Annotated in this window: 18 protein-coding genes; 11 read left to right on the top strand and 7 right to left on the bottom strand. The window is 66.9% G+C overall.

Going from position 1 to position 16,683, the window contains the following annotated elements; genetic code table 11:
- Positions 1–209: 209 nt before the first annotated feature.
- Together TEP_RS01340 and TEP_RS01335 are read right to left on the bottom strand one after the other, a co-directional pair.
- Positions 210–2,636, bottom strand: a complete 2,427-nt coding sequence (locus TEP_RS01340) for a DUF3772 domain-containing protein (protein WP_132823845.1) — start codon at positions 2,634–2,636, stop codon at positions 210–212.
- A 90-nt stretch (positions 2,637–2,726) separates the two neighbouring features.
- Positions 2,727–2,975: a hypothetical protein gene (locus tag TEP_RS01335; RefSeq protein ID WP_132823843.1), complete on the bottom strand. Its 249-nt coding sequence runs from the start codon at positions 2,973–2,975 to the stop codon at positions 2,727–2,729.
- Positions 2,976–3,157: 182 nt separating this feature from the next.
- Between TEP_RS01335 and TEP_RS01330 the strand changes: the two genes are divergently transcribed.
- From TEP_RS01330 to TEP_RS01320, 3 genes are all read left to right on the top strand, one after another.
- Complete coding sequence (locus TEP_RS01330) at positions 3,158–3,652, top strand: lipocalin family protein (protein ID WP_025874571.1); 495 nt, start codon at positions 3,158–3,160, stop codon at positions 3,650–3,652.
- Between the two features lie 12 nt (positions 3,653–3,664).
- Positions 3,665–4,873: an FAD-dependent oxidoreductase gene (locus TEP_RS01325; protein ID WP_132823841.1), complete on the top strand. Its 1,209-nt coding sequence runs from the start codon at positions 3,665–3,667 to the stop codon at positions 4,871–4,873.
- A 125-nt stretch (positions 4,874–4,998) separates the two neighbouring features.
- Positions 4,999–5,490, top strand: a complete 492-nt coding sequence (locus TEP_RS01320; RefSeq protein WP_025874569.1) for a hypothetical protein — start codon at positions 4,999–5,001, stop codon at positions 5,488–5,490.
- 151 nt (positions 5,491–5,641) lie between these two features.
- Here the strand turns inward: TEP_RS01320 and TEP_RS01315 are convergent, their stop codons facing one another.
- Complete coding sequence (locus tag TEP_RS01315; RefSeq protein WP_025874568.1) at positions 5,642–6,076, bottom strand: PepSY domain-containing protein; 435 nt, start codon at positions 6,074–6,076, stop codon at positions 5,642–5,644.
- Between the two features lie 156 nt (positions 6,077–6,232).
- On the opposite strand from TEP_RS01315, the gene TEP_RS01310 reads away from it, so the two are divergent.
- Genes TEP_RS01310 through TEP_RS01300 form a run of 3 tightly spaced genes read left to right on the top strand, consistent with a single transcriptional unit; the run spans position 6,233 to position 8,498 of the window.
- Positions 6,233–6,523, top strand: coding sequence for a PepSY domain-containing protein (locus TEP_RS01310; protein ID WP_132826417.1), 291 nt, complete (start codon positions 6,233–6,235; stop codon positions 6,521–6,523).
- Complete coding sequence (locus TEP_RS01305; RefSeq protein ID WP_025874566.1) at positions 6,523–7,182, top strand: response regulator transcription factor; 660 nt, start codon at positions 6,523–6,525, stop codon at positions 7,180–7,182. Before TEP_RS01310 ends, TEP_RS01305 begins: the two co-directional genes overlap by 1 nt.
- Positions 7,179–8,498, top strand: coding sequence for a sensor histidine kinase (locus TEP_RS01300; protein ID WP_132823839.1), 1,320 nt, complete (start codon positions 7,179–7,181; stop codon positions 8,496–8,498). Before TEP_RS01305 ends, TEP_RS01300 begins: the two co-directional genes overlap by 4 nt.
- Positions 8,499–8,558: 60 nt before the next feature.
- On the opposite strand, the gene TEP_RS01295 is transcribed toward TEP_RS01300, so the two are convergent.
- Entirely contained in the window at positions 8,559–8,879 is a 321-nt protein-coding gene (locus tag TEP_RS01295; RefSeq protein ID WP_033832425.1) for a DUF6122 family protein, read from the bottom strand.
- A 43-nt stretch (positions 8,880–8,922) separates the two neighbouring features.
- Positions 8,923–10,812 (bottom strand): arginine decarboxylase, encoded by a 1,890-nt coding sequence (gene speA / locus TEP_RS01290; RefSeq protein WP_025874563.1) that lies wholly within the window; start codon positions 10,810–10,812, stop codon positions 8,923–8,925.
- 179 nt (positions 10,813–10,991) lie between these two features.
- Between speA and speE the strand changes: the two genes are divergently transcribed.
- Positions 10,992–11,843: a polyamine aminopropyltransferase gene (speE, locus tag TEP_RS01285; RefSeq protein WP_132823837.1), complete on the top strand. Its 852-nt coding sequence runs from the start codon at positions 10,992–10,994 to the stop codon at positions 11,841–11,843.
- Between the two features lie 144 nt (positions 11,844–11,987).
- Here the strand turns inward: speE and TEP_RS01280 are convergent, their stop codons facing one another.
- Positions 11,988–12,893: an aspartyl/asparaginyl beta-hydroxylase domain-containing protein gene (locus TEP_RS01280; RefSeq protein WP_049465655.1), complete on the bottom strand. Its 906-nt coding sequence runs from the start codon at positions 12,891–12,893 to the stop codon at positions 11,988–11,990.
- Between the two features lie 224 nt (positions 12,894–13,117).
- On the opposite strand from TEP_RS01280, the gene TEP_RS01275 reads away from it, so the two are divergent.
- Together TEP_RS01275 and TEP_RS01270 are read left to right on the top strand one after the other, a co-directional pair.
- Positions 13,118–14,068 (top strand): alpha/beta hydrolase, encoded by a 951-nt coding sequence (locus tag TEP_RS01275; protein WP_165933881.1) that lies wholly within the window; start codon positions 13,118–13,120, stop codon positions 14,066–14,068.
- A gap of 210 nt (positions 14,069–14,278) precedes the next feature.
- Positions 14,279–14,938: an RIO1 family regulatory kinase/ATPase gene (locus TEP_RS01270; protein ID WP_132823833.1), complete on the top strand. Its 660-nt coding sequence runs from the start codon at positions 14,279–14,281 to the stop codon at positions 14,936–14,938.
- Positions 14,939–15,068: 130 nt separating this feature from the next.
- On the opposite strand, the gene TEP_RS01265 is transcribed toward TEP_RS01270, so the two are convergent.
- Positions 15,069–15,407 carry a P-II family nitrogen regulator gene (locus TEP_RS01265; protein WP_079223976.1) on the bottom strand — a complete coding sequence of 113 codons (339 nt, stop codon included), beginning with the start codon at positions 15,405–15,407 and terminating at the stop codon, positions 15,069–15,071.
- Between the two features lie 158 nt (positions 15,408–15,565).
- Here TEP_RS01265 and TEP_RS01260 point away from each other — a divergent pair, with 158 nt between their 5' ends.
- Both TEP_RS01260 and arr read left to right on the top strand, forming a co-directional pair.
- Positions 15,566–15,817, top strand: coding sequence for an accessory factor UbiK family protein (locus TEP_RS01260; protein WP_089237467.1), 252 nt, complete (start codon positions 15,566–15,568; stop codon positions 15,815–15,817).
- A 126-nt stretch (positions 15,818–15,943) separates the two neighbouring features.
- The gene (gene arr, locus TEP_RS01255) at positions 15,944–16,378 is read left to right on the top strand and encodes an NAD(+)--rifampin ADP-ribosyltransferase (protein WP_132823831.1); all 435 of its coding nucleotides are present in this window, start codon (positions 15,944–15,946) and stop codon (positions 16,376–16,378) included.
- Positions 16,379–16,683 lie beyond the last annotated feature (305 nt).

Below are 16,683 nucleotides of genomic sequence, written 5' to 3'. Positions count from 1 at the left end.
GTCCGGTTGCGGGGGCGTGAGCGCCATGGATGGCGCGACCGAGCTTACAGGGACGTACTTGCAGCGTCCCCCGCAACCGGACGCACCCCGCCATCCCTCGGGAAACCCGCTGTTGCTGTTGCTGTTGCTGTTGCTCCTGAGGTTGCCGGCCAGCGGCCGGCACTACCGCTTCGGCGGGTGCAGGGCGCAGCCCTGCCGCCCCCCCCCCCTTACTGCGGCGGATCGCGGGTGATGTGGATATCGGTCGGCGTGGACAGCGGGATGTTCCGCTCGGCAAGGATCTGCAGCAGGCTGAAATACAGATCGCTGCGCGTGCCATACACCTGCCGTGGGCTGGCCACGTAGGCGAAGCTGTTGATGGTGATCTGGCCGCCAGCAATGCTGTCGATGTACACCGACGGCGCCGGCTGCTGCAGCACCGTGTTGTGCGCACCGTAGGCATCCAGCAGCGCCTGCCGCAGGCCCACGACATCGGTGCTGGCCGGCACCGCGAACTGGATCTGGATGCGCCCCTGATTGTTGCCCATCGTCATGTTGCGGATGGTCTTGGTGATCAGTTCCGAGTTGGGCACGATCAGCGTCGACTTGTCCCCCACCTGGATCTCGGTGGAACGCACGTTGATGCGGCGGATGTCGCCTTCCTGATCGCCCAGCTTCACCCAGTCACCGATCTTCACCGGCCGCTCGGCCAGCAGGATCAGGCCGGAGACGAAGTTCTGGATGATCGCCTGCAGGCCGAAGCCGATACCTACCGACAGCGCACTGACCAGCAGCGCCAGGTTCTTCAGGTTCAGGCCCATGGCGGTCAGCGCCCACAGCCCCACGAGGATGATGCCCACGTAGCGGGTGATGGTGCTGATTGAATTGCGCGCGCCCAGGTCCAGTTCGGTCTTGGGCAGGTAGGTGTCGGTCAACCAGCGCTGCAGCAGCTGCGTCAGCCCCAACCCGACCAGCATCACCAGCAGCGCGATGGCGATACGCGCAGGCTTGAGCGTGATGTCGCCGATGGAAATGCCGTTGGCTAGCGAAGCGACGCGCTCGACCACCGAGCCGATGTTGCCGAACGGCGCCGCCAGCGCCAGCAACGCGATCAGCACCACGAACGTGCGCAGCACGGCGGACAGCAGCACACCGGCCTGTTCCAGCCGCGACACGCTCAGGCCGGTGCTGAGCAGGATGGTCTGGCCGACCTTGCTGTCGGCGTTGAGCAGCCAGGTGGAGAAATCGTCGACGAACTTGAACAGCAGCGTCGCCGCCAACACCACGATGCTGCCGCCGATCAGCTGCTGGTTGACGAACTTGGCGAAGTTCACATAGCCCATCAGGGTGGCGATGATCGCGGCCACCACGGCGATGTTGCCGGCCACACGTGCCAGCACCAGCCAGCTGCTGCGCCGCACCGGAACGGCCGCGCCCTGGCCGTCGGCCTGCGCTTCCAGCTTCGCCTCGGCCTCGGCGGTCTGGCGCCGATGCAGGCGCGCCAGCGTCACCAGCATGGCCATGATCAGGCCCAGATAGGTCAGCGCGATCACGCCGTCCAGCGCCACCGTCGTGACGTCGCTGGTGCGGGTGGCGCGATCGATGGCCACCAGTACCGTGCTCAGCCAGGCCAGTGCCGCGGCACCCCAGGCGTACTTGCGCAGTTTCAACGCGGCGGTGTCATCCAGGTTCAGCAGCCGCCACGAAGGCCGCTTGGGCACCAGCAGGCAGGCGCTGAGTGCGGAAATGAAGGCCGCAGCAAACGTCGCCGCCTGTACGCCTTCGGCCACGCTCTGCAGGCGCGGCGGAATCGCGCCGATGGCATCCAGCGCAGCCACCAGCACCACCACGGCGTAGCCGGGCAGCAGGGTGCCCACCAGCAGCAGCCACATGGCCAGACCAGAGCGGCGCAGGCGGCCGTCGGGGGCACGCTCGGACGCAGCGAACCGGCGCCCCAGCGCGCGCAGCCACAGGCGCAACGGGAACATCATCACCAGTGCCGCCGCCAACCCCAGCAGCAACGTGCCCCAACCATGGGTGGCAATGGCCGTGGTCAGCGCGGCCCGGCCCTGCTGGGCCAAAGGAGTGACGCGGGCGATATCGCTTGGCAACTGGTCGGCCACCTGCCGCCACAGCGTTGGCGACAGCGGCGAGGCGACCTTGCGCCCCAGTTCCTCGGTGCGCTGCGCGTTGCGCTGCTTGTCGATGTCCGCACTCAACTGCTGCGCACGGACGGCACTGGACTTGGCTTGGGCAATCGATGCCGCCAGGGCATCGCGCTGGCGCGTCAGCGTGCGCCGCTGCGCCGCCAGCTCCGGCGGTTCAGTGGTGTCCTTGGGCGCCTCGCCCAGCTGCGTCAGCTGCTCGTTGAGCTGGTCCAGCTGTGGCTGCAGGGTCTTTTCCAGCGCCTCGGCATCGCGCTTGGCCTGTGACGCATTTTCCGAAAGCGTGCCCAGCGTTTCGATGGCTTCGGCGTCGTTGCGCTTGCGTTCCACCGCCTTCAACGCATTGTCGATATCCGCCAGCTGCTGCTTGGGCGTGGGGTCGTCATCCTGCGCCAGCGCCGGCACAGCCAGCAGCAGCGTGCAGCACAACAGCAGGGCCAACCACGGGCCACGCACCAGGATCGTTCGGAAGAAGGAAGACAAGCCAGCCACACCGTTTTGCGCGGACCACCGCGCCTGCGCGCGACTATACGGCAGGTACTGTAAACGGCGGATGCGCAGGCGCTGGCCGCTCGCTGCGGCTCAGTACTTCAGGCGCAGCTCTTCCACCTGCGGCTGCTGCAGCGCGTACCAGTCCTGGAATTCTTCCTCGGTGATCTCATCCGGCGCATACACCGCGACCGGGTGCCAGGCGTGGTCGGTCGGCAGCGGCTGGCGCGGCCCGGCGCGCAGGCTGTAGGCCACGCCTTCGTAGTCCACCAGATCGTCCACCTGCGGCCACTGCTCGCGGGCGAACTGGGTTTCACTCTTCAACAGGATCACCTGGTACATCGGCACCTCCACTTCGATTGGATCGGAAAAACGCGGCGCTGGCCGAAGCATACCGCTGCGCCGATGACGGCACGCGCTCCGCCCGGGCGACGGAATGTTCTGGACATGGCACTCGCCCCGGCTTCACCCGCCCGTGGCAGTGTCCTCGGCATCGTGGAGGTCCCTTCCTGCCTCGCCTGACAATGACCGACCTGCCACCCCTGAAGACCGTCACCGACCTCAAGCTGCCCCGCTACCTGGGCACCTGGTACGAGATCGCCCGCCTGCCGATGCGCCACGAGCCGGAGGGCTGCACCGACGTGTCGGCCCATTACCAGCTGCTCGACAACGGCAACGTCGGCGTCACCAACCGTTGCCGCATGGACGGCGAGATCGAGGAAGCCACCGGTGAGGCCTGCGCGATCGACAACGACAGCGCGCGGCTGGAAGTCAGCTTCCTGCCCAAGGGCCTGCGCTGGCTGCCCTTCGCCAAGGGTGACTACTGGGTGATACAGGTGGCGCCGGACTACAGCGTTGCCCTGGTCGGCAGCCCGGATCGCAAGTACCTGTGGCTGCTGGCACGTGAGCCCCGGCTCGATGCCACCGTGCAGGAACATTATCTGGCCAGCGCACGCCTGCAGGGCTTCGATCTGTCCGAACTGATCCTGACCCCGCATACCGGCCACCCCACTGCCTGAGTACGACCCCGCATGGACCTGAAGAGTGGTTACCCGTGGTGGGCGGTGCGCAACGGCCTGATCCAGGCCTTTCCGCCGCTGGAAAAGGATCTGCAGTGCGATGTGCTGGTGGTCGGTGGCGGCATCACCGGCGCGCTGATCGCCGATGAGCTGTCGGCCCATGGCCACGACGTTGCGCTGATCGAGCAGCGCGACATCGGCTGGGGCAGCACCGCAGCCAGTACCGCGCTGCTGCAGTACGAGATCGATACCCATCTGCTGGAGCTGGCCTCGCAGTATGGCCAGGACGCTGCGGCGCTGGCCTACCAGGCCTGTGCGGACGCGATCCCTGCACTGGGCGAGGTCGCGCGCGGCCTGAAGGACGTCGACTTCAAGCAGATGGACAGCCTGTACCTGGCCAGCCGCCGTCGCGACGTACCTCGGCTGATGGCCGAAGGCGAGGCGCGCCGTGGCATCGGCCTGGATGCGCGCTGGCTGGACCGGGATGCGCTGCAGGAACGTTTCAGCGTCGATGCCGGAGGTGCCTTGCTGACCCGCCAGGCTGCACGGGTCGATCCCTACTGCTTCACTTACGGGCTGCTGCGGCGACTGCAGCGGCGCGGCGGCGTGGCACATGACCGCACCGTGCTGCATGCCCTCACCCCCACCGCGCGCGGCGTAACCGCCCGCACCGAATCCGGCATGCAGATCCGCGCGCGCCACGTGGTGCTGGCGATGGGCTATGCCAACCAGCAGTGGCTGGAACCGCGCGTGGCCCGCAACCGCAGCAGCTACGCGTTCATCACCGACCCGATCAACGCCGACGAGCTGGGCTGGCTGCAGCGCACGATGGTCTGGGAGAGCGCGCGCCCCTACCTGTACCTGCGTGCCACCGGCGACCGCAGGCTGCTGGTGGGCGGGCTGGACGATGCCATCGATATTCCCGCCCGCCGCGATGGCCGGGTGGACAGCAAGGCCCGCAAACTGATGAAGCAACTGCTGCAGTGGTTCCCGCAGCTGCAGCCGACCCCGGCGTTTTCATGGGCGGGCACCTTTGCCGAGACCGCTGACGGCCTGCCGTTCTTCGGGGCGCATGCGCAGTGGGGGCCACGGGTACAGTTCGCCATGGCCTATGGTGGCAACGGCATCACCTATTCAATGATCGGCGCCGGGCTGCTGCGGGCACGGATCGAGCGGCGCCGGCACCCGTTGCAGGACCTGTTCGGGTTCGGGCGGTTGTAGCGTGCAGCCAGGCATGGCCTGGCTCTACCGCAGGCGGGCGCCGACAGGCATCATTCAAGCAACGCCTGCTAGCGTCGGCCTGTACCGCCGCGTGCTGCGCGGCCCCTCTCCGTTGGAGCGCCGTCATGATCCGCCCCCTGACCCTGCTGCTGTGCCTGGCCGCCCTGCCCGGGACCGCGTTGGCGCAGTCCGCCGCCGGCGCCACCGCGCCGCAGGCGTCCGGCCTGGACCTGTCCGTGCCGCAGACGCCGATGCGCTATCTCAACGATCCGACGCTGCAACAGGATCCGCCCGGTACGTTCTACGGCGACAAGACCGGCCCGCGCGTGCACGGCGACGGCAGGATCGCCGACGTGCAGGACGACAAGGTCAAGGTCTCCGGCAGCTTCACCACCGGCATCGGCTATGCCAAGAATTACGGCAACACCCACTACAACGCCGCCACGCTGAATCTCAGCAAGAACTACACCAACGATGAAGGCAAGACCCGCGGGGTCAACGTCAACATCCACGTGAGCGAAGGCAAGGGCCCGGGCTTCTTCGGGCCGTACGGCGGTGGTGGGTATTACGGTGGTGGCCCGGGCTATTGGGATTACCCGCCGCCTTACGGCTGGTAAGCCCCGCGTCGGGCCTGGGCCGACCAAGGTCGGCCTCTACTGGTAACAGCGGAAGGTAGCGCCGGGCCATGCCCGGCGGCCTGATGCGCCCGCTGCGCTCGCCGGGCATGGCCCGGCGCTACCAGCGACACGCCCCGTCCCGAAGCAGGCGTCAATCCAGCCAGCCATCGCGCTCGCTGTGCAGGATGCGGCCGTCATGACCGCTCAGGCGCACTTCCACCTTCTGGTTGCGGGCATTGCGCGCTTCCAGCGACCACGTCGCACCGTCGCGCTCCAGCGAATGGATCTCGCGCAGGCCCTGCGACTGCGCCTTGGCCAGCACCTGCTCGGTGCTCAGCTGCGCACGCCCATCGTGCTCGTCGAAGATCTCGCCGGTCTTCGGGTCCACATACACCTCGCTGAAGCGACCATCGGCACGGCTGACATCGGCTTCCCACAGGCCATCATCCCGTTCGATCTCATGGATCTGGGTGTAGCCGGCCTTGCGCAGGGTCTGTTCGACCTGGGCCATGCCCAGCGGTGCCGCCTGTACGGCGGGGGCCACGGCCAGGGCGACAACGGTGGCGAGGGTGAGCGACTTCAACATGGGGGTTCTCCTGTTCGTTGCCGGACCATCCCGGCAACGCCACGATGCACGGCGTGGTTAACAGCGGCTTAGCCGGCGCTGTTAGCCAACCGTTAGTCGGCCACGGCACACTCGCGCCTGTCACTTGTTCCCATGCTTCCAGCCACTCACGTGCCGATCCTGCCCTCCTTGTCCCTGCTGCTGGCCCTGGCCAGCGCCCCGACCGCCGCCGGCCCTGCCCAGGACCCGGCGCAGCAGGTCGCGCGCCGCGCGGTGCAGCAGGGCCGCTACGTGCCGCTGGAAGGCGTGGTGCGCGATGCACTCAAGCGCCACCCCGGCCAGCTGCTGGAAGTGGAACTGGACGATGGCGTGTACGAAGTGGAGATCCTGCGCGCCGACGGCGTGGTGGTGGAGCTGGACTATGAAGCGCGCAACGGCAGGCTGTTGAAGACGGAGCTGGACGACTGATGCGCATCCTGTTGGCCGAAGACGATGCCGCATTGGCCGAGCGCCTGCAGCCGCTGCTGGAACAGGCCGGTTACGTGGTCGAGGTGGTGGCTGATGGTCGCCAGGCCGAGGAGATCGGCCAGGTGGAAGACCTGCAGGCCGCCATCGTCGATCTGGGCCTGCCCGGGCTGGACGGCCTGAGCGTGATCGAGCGCTGGCGCGGCAACGGCCGCGACTTCCCGGTGCTGGTGCTGACCGCGCGCGGGCGCTGGCACGACAAGCTGGCCGGCTTCGATGCCGGCGCCGACGACTACCTGACCAAACCCTTCCAGGCCGACGAACTGGTGCTGCGCCTGCGCGCGCTGATCCGCCGCAGCCACGGCCATGCCAGCCCACGGTTGCAGTGCGGTCCGCTGCAGCTGGACGTCAATGCCGGACGCTTCGACCTGGATGGCCAGGCGTTGGCGCTGAGCCCGCAGGAATTCCGCCTGCTGAGCTACTTCATCCACCACAGCGGCCAGGTGATCGGCCGCGACCGCCTGGGCGAACATGTGTTCGATGGCGGTCATGACCCCGATTCGAATGCGCTGGACGTACTGCTGGGGCGGGTGCGCCGCAAGCTCGGCACCGACCTGATCCAGACCGTACGCGGCCAGGGCTGGCGGTTGGCCGCGCCGTGAGCCGGCAACCATCATTGCGACGCCGGCTGCTGCTGGCCGGTGGCATCGGCCTGCTGCTGGTCTCGGTACTGGCCAGTGCGCTGCTGGGCGAACTGTTCAAGCGCAGCGCGCGCGACCGCCTGGACAATGAACTGCAGCAGGACATGCTGACCCTGTTGGCGCAGGCCGAGATCGATGCCGATGGCCAGCTGCAGCTGCGCCAGGAACCCAACGATGCGCGCTTCCAGCGCGTGTTCTCCGGTGCGTACTGGCAGATCGCCGATGGCAGCGGCAAGGTGCTGCTGCAGTCACGTTCGTTGTGGGACGAAACGCTGCCAGTGGCCGCCACTGGCGCAGCCGAACGCAATCTGCCCGGCCCGCTGCAGCAATCGCTGCGCGCGCGCGTGCAGCCGGTGCGCCTGCCCCGCGCCAACCAACCCTATGTCGCCGTGGTCGCCACCGACCGCAGTGCCCTGGATGCGGACGTCGCCGCGTTCCGCCAACGCAGCGCAATGGCGTTGGCCGTGCTGGTAGCGGCGTGGCTGGCGGTACTGGCCAGCCAGGTGCATTTCGGTCTGCGGCCCCTGCAGCGTCTCGGTGCGCAGCTGGAACGCGTGCGCCGCGGCGATGCACAGCGCATCGATACGGCCGGATTGGGCGCTGAAATCGCACCGCTCGGCGAAGAGCTCAATACCCTGCTCGACCACCAGCAACGGATGGTGGGCCGCGCCCGCACCAGCGCACAGGATCTGGCGCATGCGCTGAAAACACCGCTGAGCGTGCTCGCCGCCGAAGCCGATGGCGAGGGCCGCGCGTGGCGCGCGACGCTGCGCGAACAGGGCGCACGCATGCAGGCCAGCGTCGATCGCTACCTTGCCGCCGGGCTGACCGCCGACCATCGCGAGCGTACGCCGGTAGCCACGGCGGCGCAGGCGCTGTGCGGGTTGATGGCGCGCGTGCATGGCGACCGTGCGCTGCAGTTCCAGGCCGAGGGCATTGCCGACGACCTGCAGTTCGCCGGCGCCAGCGCCGACCTGGAAGAGATGCTTGGCAACCTGCTCGACAACGCCGGCAAGTGGGCACAGCGTGAGGTGATCGTCACTGCGCGCGTGGACGACGAACAGTTGCGCATTGATGTGCGCGACGACGGTCCGGGGCTGGCAGCCGAAGCGCTGGCGCAGGTGACCCAGCGTGGCGTGCGGCTGGATGAGCGCGAAAACAGCAGCGGCCTCGGCCTGGCCATCGTCGGCGATATCGCCGCCAGTTATGGTGGACGGCTGGCGCTGGAGAATGCACAACCGGGATTGCGCGCCACGTTGTGGTTGCCGATGGGGTGACGCGCCGCTGCGCTCGCCGGGCATGGCCCGGCGCTACCGGATCATGCGCCACCCGGAGCATCAACGGTGATGCATCCACCAGCAGTCGATGGCATCGAGCACGATGTGGATCATCAAACCGATGCCCACCAGTCGCGTTTTCTTCGGCACGCACAGCCCGGCATACACGGCAATCGCCGGTGCGGTATGCAGCGGGTGGAAGCCGATGCTGCAGCGGTTCGGGGCGTAGATCGGATCGGCCAGCAGATGGTCCAGGTCGATGATCCAGCCCAACAGCAGCAACAGCCACGCCGAGGCGAAGCGCTTGCGCCAGAACAGCCATGCCAGCAGGGCTGGCACGGCGGCATGCAGGAACAGATGGAAGATCGCGCGGGCGCTCATCAGCACCGGTAGCGCCGGGCCATGCCCGGCGTTCCCGTCACCCTCAGATCAACGGTTCATCGGACAGGTAGGTGTAACCGGTCAGGCCCGCTTCCAGCGCTTCGGACAGCTCCTGCGCGCGCTCCGGCGACAGGTCCGCCGAGGCCACGCGCTCGGCGTAGGCCGCACGCAGGTCATCCAGCTTGTAGCCCACGTAGTCCAGCATCACGTCGGTGGTATCGCCGCGGCGCTGCTGGGTGATGGCATAGCCATCGGCATCGGCCAGCACTTCCACCGCGTCGGTATCGCCGAACAGGTTGTGGATGTCGCCGAGGATTTCCTGGTAGGCACCGACCATGAAGAAGCCGATGCGGTAGCTTTCGCCGTGCTTGATCGCGTGCAGCGGCAGCGAGCTGTCCAGGCTTTCGTTCTCGACGTAGGTCTTGACCATGCCATCGGAATCGCAGGTCATGTCGGCGATGATGCCGCGGCGATCCGGCGCCTCGTTCAAGCGCTCGATCGGCACGATCGGGAACACCTGGTCGATCGCCCACGCATCGGGAATCGATTCGAACACGCTGAAGTTGACGAAGTACTTGTCGACCAGGCGCTCGTTCAGTTCATCCAGCGCCGGGCGATGGCTCTTCTCGTCGTAGCTCAGGCGCGCACGCACGCCATGGGCGATGGCATAGAACAGATCGTCGATGCGCGCACGCTGCGGCAGGTCGATCTGGCCCAGCGCATAGCTGGACAGGCCTTCGGCATGGAAGTGCTGTGCTTCCTGGAACAGCTCCACCGCCGGACGCACGTCCAGTTCTTCGTGGATCTCGCGCAGGTGGCGGATCGAAGCCGGCTCGTCATCGTGCTGGTCCGGCACGCGGCCTTCCTGCGCCTGTTCCACTTCAGACACGTTGGCGATCAGCACCGCGTGGTGCGCGGTCATCGCGCGGCCACACTCGGTGACGATGCGCGGCGGGGTCAGGCCGTGCTCTTCGCAGGCATTGGCCAGCGGCTGCACGATGTTGCTGGCGTACGAATTGAGGCCGTAGTTGATCGAGCAGAAGCTGCGCGAACGGGTGCCTTCGTAGTCCACGCCCAGGCCACCGCCCACGTCGACGTGGGTGATCTTCGCACCCAGCTGTGACAGCTCGACGAAGTAGCGGGTGGCTTCGCGCATGCCGTTGGCGATGTCGCGCACGTTGGAGATCTGCGAGCCCATGTGGAAGTGCAGCAGGCTCAGGCAGTCGGCGTATTCGGTATCGCGCAGCGACTTCCACAGGTCCAGCAGCTGGCGCGGCGACAGCCCGAACTTGGCTTTGTCGCCACCGCTGTTCTGCCACTTGCCGGCGCCCAGCGAGGCCAGGCGCATGCGCACGCCCAGGCCCGGCTTCACGTCCAGCGCCTTGGACTCTTCCAGCACCAGCTTCAGCTCGGACGGCTTCTCGATGACGATGAAGGTCTGCAGGCCCAGCTTGCGGCCGATCAGGGCCAGGCGGATGTACTCGCGGTCCTTGTAGCCGTTGCAGACGATCAGGCCACCCGGGCGCGACAGCGCCAGCACGGCCATCAGTTCCGGCTTGCTGCCCGCTTCCAGGCCAAAGCCCTCACCGTGGTGGCTGGCCAGGGTGCCGGCCACGCCGCGGTGCTGGTTCACCTTGATCGGGTATACGGCGGTGTAGCCGCCCGGGTAGTCCCAATCCTGCTGGGCCTGGGCGAACGCCGCCTGCAGCTTGCCCAGGCGCTGGCCGAGGATGTCCGGGAAGCGCACCAGCAGCGGCAGCTTGGCACCGGCCGCGCGCGCAGCATCGACCACCTTGGGCAGCGACACCACCGGGCCATCCGCCCCGGTCGGTCTCACCACCATGTGCCCGGCCTGATCCACGTCGAAATAGCCATCCGCCCAGTGCGGGATCGAGTAGGTCTTGCGGGCTTGGTCGAGGGACCAATCGGTCATTGCAGTCGGCCTTGTGGCAACTAAAAGGGGGGGCATGATAACGCCTATATGCCCACAGGTTCGTTATCATGCGCGCCCGCGCCCGTGGCAGGTCTGAACCTGAACGGGCCGATCCGTCCGGATGCGTGGCACCCCGCCTTCAGCCCGGCTCCATCCCCTCCGAACAGGAATGCTTTCCCATGACTGACAACAGCAACTGGTACATCGAACACTTCGAGCGCACCGGCTCGGCCATCGGCTACCGCATCACCGGCAAGCTGGACGAAGTGCAGTCGCCGTTCCAGAAGATCGAGATCTTCCAGACCACCGACTGGGGCAACCTGATGACCATCGATGGGGCCATCATGCTGACCAGCAAGGACAACTTCTTCTACCACGAGATGATCAGCCACCCGGTGCTGTTCACCCACGCCGCGCCCAAGCGCGTGGTGATCATCGGCGGCGGCGACTGCGGCACCCTGCGCGAAGTGCTCAAGCACAAGGGCGTGGAGAGCGTGACCCAGTGCGACATCGACGAGCAGGTGACGGTGATGGCGCGCAAGCACTTCCCGGAACTGTGCGATTCCAACGACGACCCGCGCGCCGAGCTGATGTTCGACGACGGCGTGGCCTACATGGCCAACTGCCCGGCCGGCAGCGTGGACGTGGTGATCGTCGATTCGACTGATCCGGTCGGCCCGGGTGAAGGCCTGTTCAACAAGGCGTTCTACGAGAGCTGCTTCAAGGCCCTCAAGGACGACGGCATCCTGGTGCAGCAGTCCGAGTCGCCGCTGATGCAGCTGGAGCTGATCAACGAAATGCGCACCGAGATGGGCAAGGCCGGCTTCGGCTCGTTCAAGACCCTGCCGTTCCCGCAGCCGTGCTACCCCACCGGCTGGTGGAGCGTGACCCTGGCGCGCAAGGGCGACAGCAGCTTCGACTTCCGCCAGGCCGATTCGGCCGCCAAGACCTTCGATACCCTGTACTACACCGCCGCGCTGCACACCGGCGTGCTGGCGACCCCGCCGTTCGTGAAGGCGGCGCTGAAGTAAGGCGTGCCGACCAACGGTCGGCACCCACCGGGATTGGGATGTGCCAACCAAGGTTGGCACATCCCAAAGCAAAAACCCGCGCTGGCGACAGCGCGGGTTTTTTCGTTTTCCGGTAGCGCCGGGCCATGCCCGGCGGCCATCCGCTTACAGCGCCCAGATACCGGCGATCACCGCCACCACCAGGCCCCACTTGATCACCTGATAGGCCACCACGCTGCGCTCGCGCAGCGCCTTGGCCTTCAGCCGCACCTTGTACACGCTGCCGAAGGCCTTGTTGACGCCACCGGTCGGGTCGCCCGGCAGGTTCGGCGAGGCGCCACCGGCCAGCAGCGTGGACGCCACCAGGCGGTTGAACAGGCCCGGCAGGCCGAAGCGCAGCGGGCGGGCGATATCGCAGAACAGGATCACCCGGTCATCGGGCGTCTCGTTGTGCGCGTGGTGGATGTAGGTTTCGTCGAACATCATCCACTCACCGTCGCGCCAGCTCTTCTTGATGCCGTCCACTTCGATGTAGCAGGCATCGTTGTTGGGCGTGGCCAGGCCCAGGTGCAGGCGCAGCGAACCGGCGAACGGGTCGCGGTGCGGGCGCAGCTCGCTGCCCGACGGCAGCTGCGCGAACATCGCCGCGCGCACGTCCGGCAGCGATTCCAGCAGCGCGGTGGTCTTGGGGCACATCGCCTTGGCCGACGGGTGCGAGGGGCCGTACCACTTCAGGTAGAAGCGCTTCCAGCCGCGGCGGAAGAATGAATTGAAGCCGGCATCATTGAACGTGCTGGAGGCAGCGATCGCCTGCGCATCGCGCAGCGCCAGTGCCTCGTCGCGGATCATCTGCCAGTTCTGCCGCAACGGCTCCAGCTGCGGGAATTCCTTGCCCGGGTCCAGGAACGGCGTGGTCGGCACCTTGGAGAACATGTACATGACCACGTTGATCGGGGCCATGAAGCTGGAGTGGTCCAGCAGCTGGCGCGACCAGCGCGCACGGACCTTGCCACGGAAGTGGATGTACAGCACGCAGGACACGAACAGCGCCGCAAGTACGATTTTGATGATCAAAGCACTTTCCTCCAGCACGCGCCGGACAGGGAAACAGGGCGATGCGGCCGCAGGGCCGGCATCAGTGGGGGAACGCGGCAGGAGACGGGGACGTGCCGGGTGGGTGCGGCCGTCGATGTCGCGTGTAACAGCTTATGGTCGGCAGGCCGTGCGCCGGGGTCAAGCCAGGCGTGCGGGACAGTCAGTGCCGCGTTACTGAACAGGTGGCCTACACTGCCTCGATGACGTTGCCACAAACCGATCCCTATCCTGCCCTGAGCGCACGCTACAGCGAATTTTTCGCTCCGCCTGCGCAGCCGGCCGCACCGCGCAGCGAGGTCTTCGGCTGGACCGACGGCCGCCTGCGGTTGGACAGGCATGGCCCGGCAGCGGCTGGACTGACCGTGCTGCTGGTGCATGGCGCCGGCGGCTACGGGCGGATGTTCGCACCGCTTGCGGCTGAGCTGGCGGCGGCCGGGTACGAGGTGCTGGCACCGGACCTGCCCGGCTATGGGCTCAGCCCCGCGCCCTGGCAGCAGGTGGACTACGGTGCCTGGAAACAGGCGCTGCTGGCGCTGATCGACGCCGAACACCAGCGGCGGCCACGTCCGTTCGTGCTGTTCGGCGCCAGCATCGGCGGCTACCTGGCCTATCTGGTTGCGGCCGAATCACCGTGGGTGCGTGGCCTGGCGGCCACTACGCTGGCCGACCCGCGCGATCCAGCGGTGCAGGTGGCGCTGGTCCGCCAGCGGTGGATGCGCGCCCTGCTACCGGGGCTGCGCCCGCTCAGCCGGCTGACCCGCGGCCTGCGCGTCCCGGTGCGCTGGTTCACCCACATGCAGCGCATGTCGCGCAATCCGGCGCTGACCGCGCTGGTCTGCGCCGACCCGCTGGGGGGCGGCAACCAGGTGCCGGTGGGGCTGCTGGCATCGCTGTTCGACACCGCCCCGGCCGTGGAGCCCGAGCAGTTCCAGCGCTGCCCCGTGCTGATGGCGCACCCCGCCTGCGACGACTGGACGCCGGTGGCGATCAGCGACCGTTTCTACCAACGTCTCGCAGCGCCGAAGCAAAGGGTACTGCTGGAGGAATGTGGCCATTTCCCCGTCGAGCAGCCGGGGTTGGACCAGCTGCGCGACGCACTGCTGCCCTTCCTTGCGCGCACCGATGGCATTGGCCCTTCTGCAAGTCGCTGATTTCAATGACCCTGCGCGCAAGTGAGACAGAATTGTCCGAAAAAGCGCGACGAACTGTTCCAGCCACGACGCCGACATTTCTCCGACAAATCGTGGAATAGCGAACTTGCCGGTACTAAAATTGAATTAACGAAAGTTTAGCCAGTTCCCCCCGTCGTACCGGTTCGCTTGACGCTTCAGCGCCGCCCACCGGGTCGCCCGAGACCCCACATGATCCCTTCCATCACCCCCTCCCCGTCCTGCGGCGATGACGCCGTGGCGCCGCTGCTGCTCAAGCGCGGCGAGCGCTTCCTCGCCCCCGATGTCTACCGTACCTGCCTGGACGGCCGCCCGGCGGTGGTGAAGGACTACTCCCGCTACCGTGGCACCCCGGTGTCGCCGATCGCCCGGCTGATGGTGCGCCGCGAGGCACGCATGCTGGAGCGGCTGGGCGGTTGGAAGCACGCCCCGGCCCTGCTCGGCACCCTTGGTGGCCTCGCACTGGGCATGGAATTCATCCCCGGCCAGACGCTGAGCACCGCGCAGGCGGTGGGCAATGAAGTGTTCGAACAGCTGCAGCACGCGATCACCCGCCTGCATGCCGCCGGCATCACCCACAACGACCTGCATGGCACCAACGTGGTGGTCAGCGCCGGCGTGCCGGTGCTGCTGGACTTCACCTCGGCCTGGCGCGTGCCGCGCTGGCTGCGCCGCAACCCGCTGAGCCGGCAGCTGAGCCGCAGCGACATGAAGAACCTGCTGAAGATGCGCCAGCGCATGACCGGGCAAGCGCCGAGCCCTGCGCAGGCGGCGCTGGTGGCCGACCCCGGTTGGGTGGCGGCCGTGCGCCAAGGTTGGAAGCGGTTCTACAAGTGGGCCAAGCGCCGGTAACCACCGCCCCGCTTCACCGGTAGGGGTCGAGCTTGCTCGACCGCTTCACCCGCTTTACCGGTAGAGGTCGAGCTTGCTCGACCGCTCTTCGTTCCGGCGACGCAAACCCCGCCCTACGCGCACAACCGGCTTACAGCGCGTCCGCGTCCAATTCACCGGTACGAATACGCACCACGCTGCCCAGGTCGTACACGAACACCTTGCCGTCGCCGATCTTGCCGGTGCCCGCCGCCTTCACGATGGCTTCCACCACCAGCTCCACCTGATCGTCGGTCACCGCCACTTCCAGCTTCACCTTCGGCAGGAAGTCGACCACGTACTCGGCGCCACGGTACAGCTCGGTATGGCCCTTCTGGCGACCGAAGCCCTTCACTTCCGTCACCGTGATCCCGGTAACCCCGCGCTCGGCCAGCGCTTCGCGCACGTCGTCGAGCTTGAACGGCTTGATCACCGCCATGACCATCTTCATCGTCTATCTCCTGTATTCCGGCGTGGAGGATAGCGCCTGAACGCGGCCGGTGCGAAACCCGCCGTGCCTGTCCGGCGGCCCGGGGCCAGCAGTATCCTTACGGCCGAACAGCCGTGGCCGCGCCGGATGCGCAGGCCCACCACCCCACGGAGCACCCCATGATCGACCTGAACCAAATCGATGACCTCGCCCGTCGCCTCAGCGACCTGGTGCCGCCGGGCCTGCGCGAATCGCGCGAGGAACTGCAGGCCACCTTCAAGAGCGCGCTGCAGGCCGGCCTGGCCAAGCTGGACCTGGTGACGCGCGAGGAGTTTGAAGTGCAGCGTGCAGTGCTGCTGAAGACCCGCGAGAAGCTGGATGCGCTGGAAACGGCGGTGCGCGAGCTGGAAGGCCGCAGCAAGGCAGAATGAAAAAGGAGGCGCACCGCGCCTCCCCCTTACAGATTATTTCCCTGAAGGGGCCTTGCCGCAAGGCCCGCCCGGCGCCCTAGACTCGCCGGCCTGTCGATCCGGCAGGACAGTCAGGGGGCGGTGCCGATGGCACAGGACACCGAATGGACACCCGTTTCGCATGACACCTGCGACCAGGTTGCCGGGCCGTTCTATCACGGCACCCGCGCTGACCTCGCGGTGGGCGAGCTGCTGAGCGCGGGATTTCGGTCCAACTATCGCGACAGTGTGGTGATGAACCACATCTACTTCACCACGATTGCCAAGGGCGCCGGGCTGGCTGCGGAGATGGCCCGGGGTGAGGGGCGACCGCGTGTGTATGTGGTGGAGCCGACCGGGCCGTTTGAGGACGATCCGAATGTGACCAACAAGAAGTTTCCCGGGAATCCGACGCGGTCGTATCGGAGTGTGGAGCCGTTGCGGGTTGTTGGGGAGATTGCGGAGTGGGAGGCCTACGATGCGGAGTTCGTTCGGCAGTTGAGGGCGTTTGTGGCGTCGGGGAGTGGGGAGATCATCAATTGATGAGGTGAGAAACGTCGTTAAACACTTTATCGTCTGCTCCCCCAAGAGTTAGTTCAATACTGTCCACTGCATGCACCAATGCAAACCTCGGAACCCGAGTACGGACAGCCGCGATCAAAATACGCGACGGAACTCGCACTGAAAATCCAAGATGGCCCCCTGCAGTCCTGAATCTGCCGCTCGGCTGGGGAGTCCTCCACTTAGTGCTTCCCGCCCCGCAGCAGATCGTCACTCTCGATTCCGAATCGCCACCAAATTTGCAGCATGAAGATCCGGCCAAGGTCTTATTATGGCCTCCAACGCCA

Origin of the sequence: Stenotrophomonas sp. TEPEL, from assembly GCF_004348785.1 — a bacterium.
In the GTDB taxonomy this organism is placed as follows: Bacteria; Pseudomonadota; Gammaproteobacteria; order Xanthomonadales; family Xanthomonadaceae; genus Stenotrophomonas; species Stenotrophomonas indicatrix.
Note: the sequence above shows the minus strand (reverse complement) of the source record. Positions and strands in the feature narration are given on the sequence as shown.

What these genes read in the sequence shown, in the direction of transcription:
- TEP_RS01270 (WP_132823833.1), top strand. Translation starts at nt 14,279, where the DNA reads ATGATCCCTTCCATCACCCCCTCCCCGTCCTGCGGCGATGACGCCGTG.
- TEP_RS01315 (WP_025874568.1), bottom strand. Translation starts at nt 6,076, where the DNA reads ATGTTGAAGTCGCTCACCCTCGCCACCGTTGTCGCCCTGGCCGTGGCC.
- TEP_RS01275 (WP_165933881.1), top strand. Translation starts at nt 13,118, where the DNA reads ATGACGTTGCCACAAACCGATCCCTATCCTGCCCTGAGCGCACGCTAC.
- TEP_RS01295 (WP_033832425.1), bottom strand. Translation starts at nt 8,879, where the DNA reads ATGAGCGCCCGCGCGATCTTCCATCTGTTCCTGCATGCCGCCGTGCCA.
- arr (WP_132823831.1), top strand. Translation starts at nt 15,944, where the DNA reads ATGGCACAGGACACCGAATGGACACCCGTTTCGCATGACACCTGCGAC.
- TEP_RS01335 (WP_132823843.1), bottom strand. Translation starts at nt 2,975, where the DNA reads ATGTACCAGGTGATCCTGTTGAAGAGTGAAACCCAGTTCGCCCGCGAG.
- speE (WP_132823837.1), top strand. Translation starts at nt 10,992, where the DNA reads ATGACTGACAACAGCAACTGGTACATCGAACACTTCGAGCGCACCGGC.
- TEP_RS01325 (WP_132823841.1), top strand. Translation starts at nt 3,665, where the DNA reads ATGGACCTGAAGAGTGGTTACCCGTGGTGGGCGGTGCGCAACGGCCTG.
- TEP_RS01305 (WP_025874566.1), top strand. Translation starts at nt 6,523, where the DNA reads ATGCGCATCCTGTTGGCCGAAGACGATGCCGCATTGGCCGAGCGCCTG.
- TEP_RS01260 (WP_089237467.1), top strand. Translation starts at nt 15,566, where the DNA reads ATGATCGACCTGAACCAAATCGATGACCTCGCCCGTCGCCTCAGCGAC.
- TEP_RS01320 (WP_025874569.1), top strand. Translation starts at nt 4,999, where the DNA reads ATGATCCGCCCCCTGACCCTGCTGCTGTGCCTGGCCGCCCTGCCCGGG.
- TEP_RS01330 (WP_025874571.1), top strand. Translation starts at nt 3,158, where the DNA reads ATGACCGACCTGCCACCCCTGAAGACCGTCACCGACCTCAAGCTGCCC.
- speA (WP_025874563.1), bottom strand. Translation starts at nt 10,812, where the DNA reads ATGACCGATTGGTCCCTCGACCAAGCCCGCAAGACCTACTCGATCCCG.
- TEP_RS01265 (WP_079223976.1), bottom strand. Translation starts at nt 15,407, where the DNA reads ATGAAGATGGTCATGGCGGTGATCAAGCCGTTCAAGCTCGACGACGTG.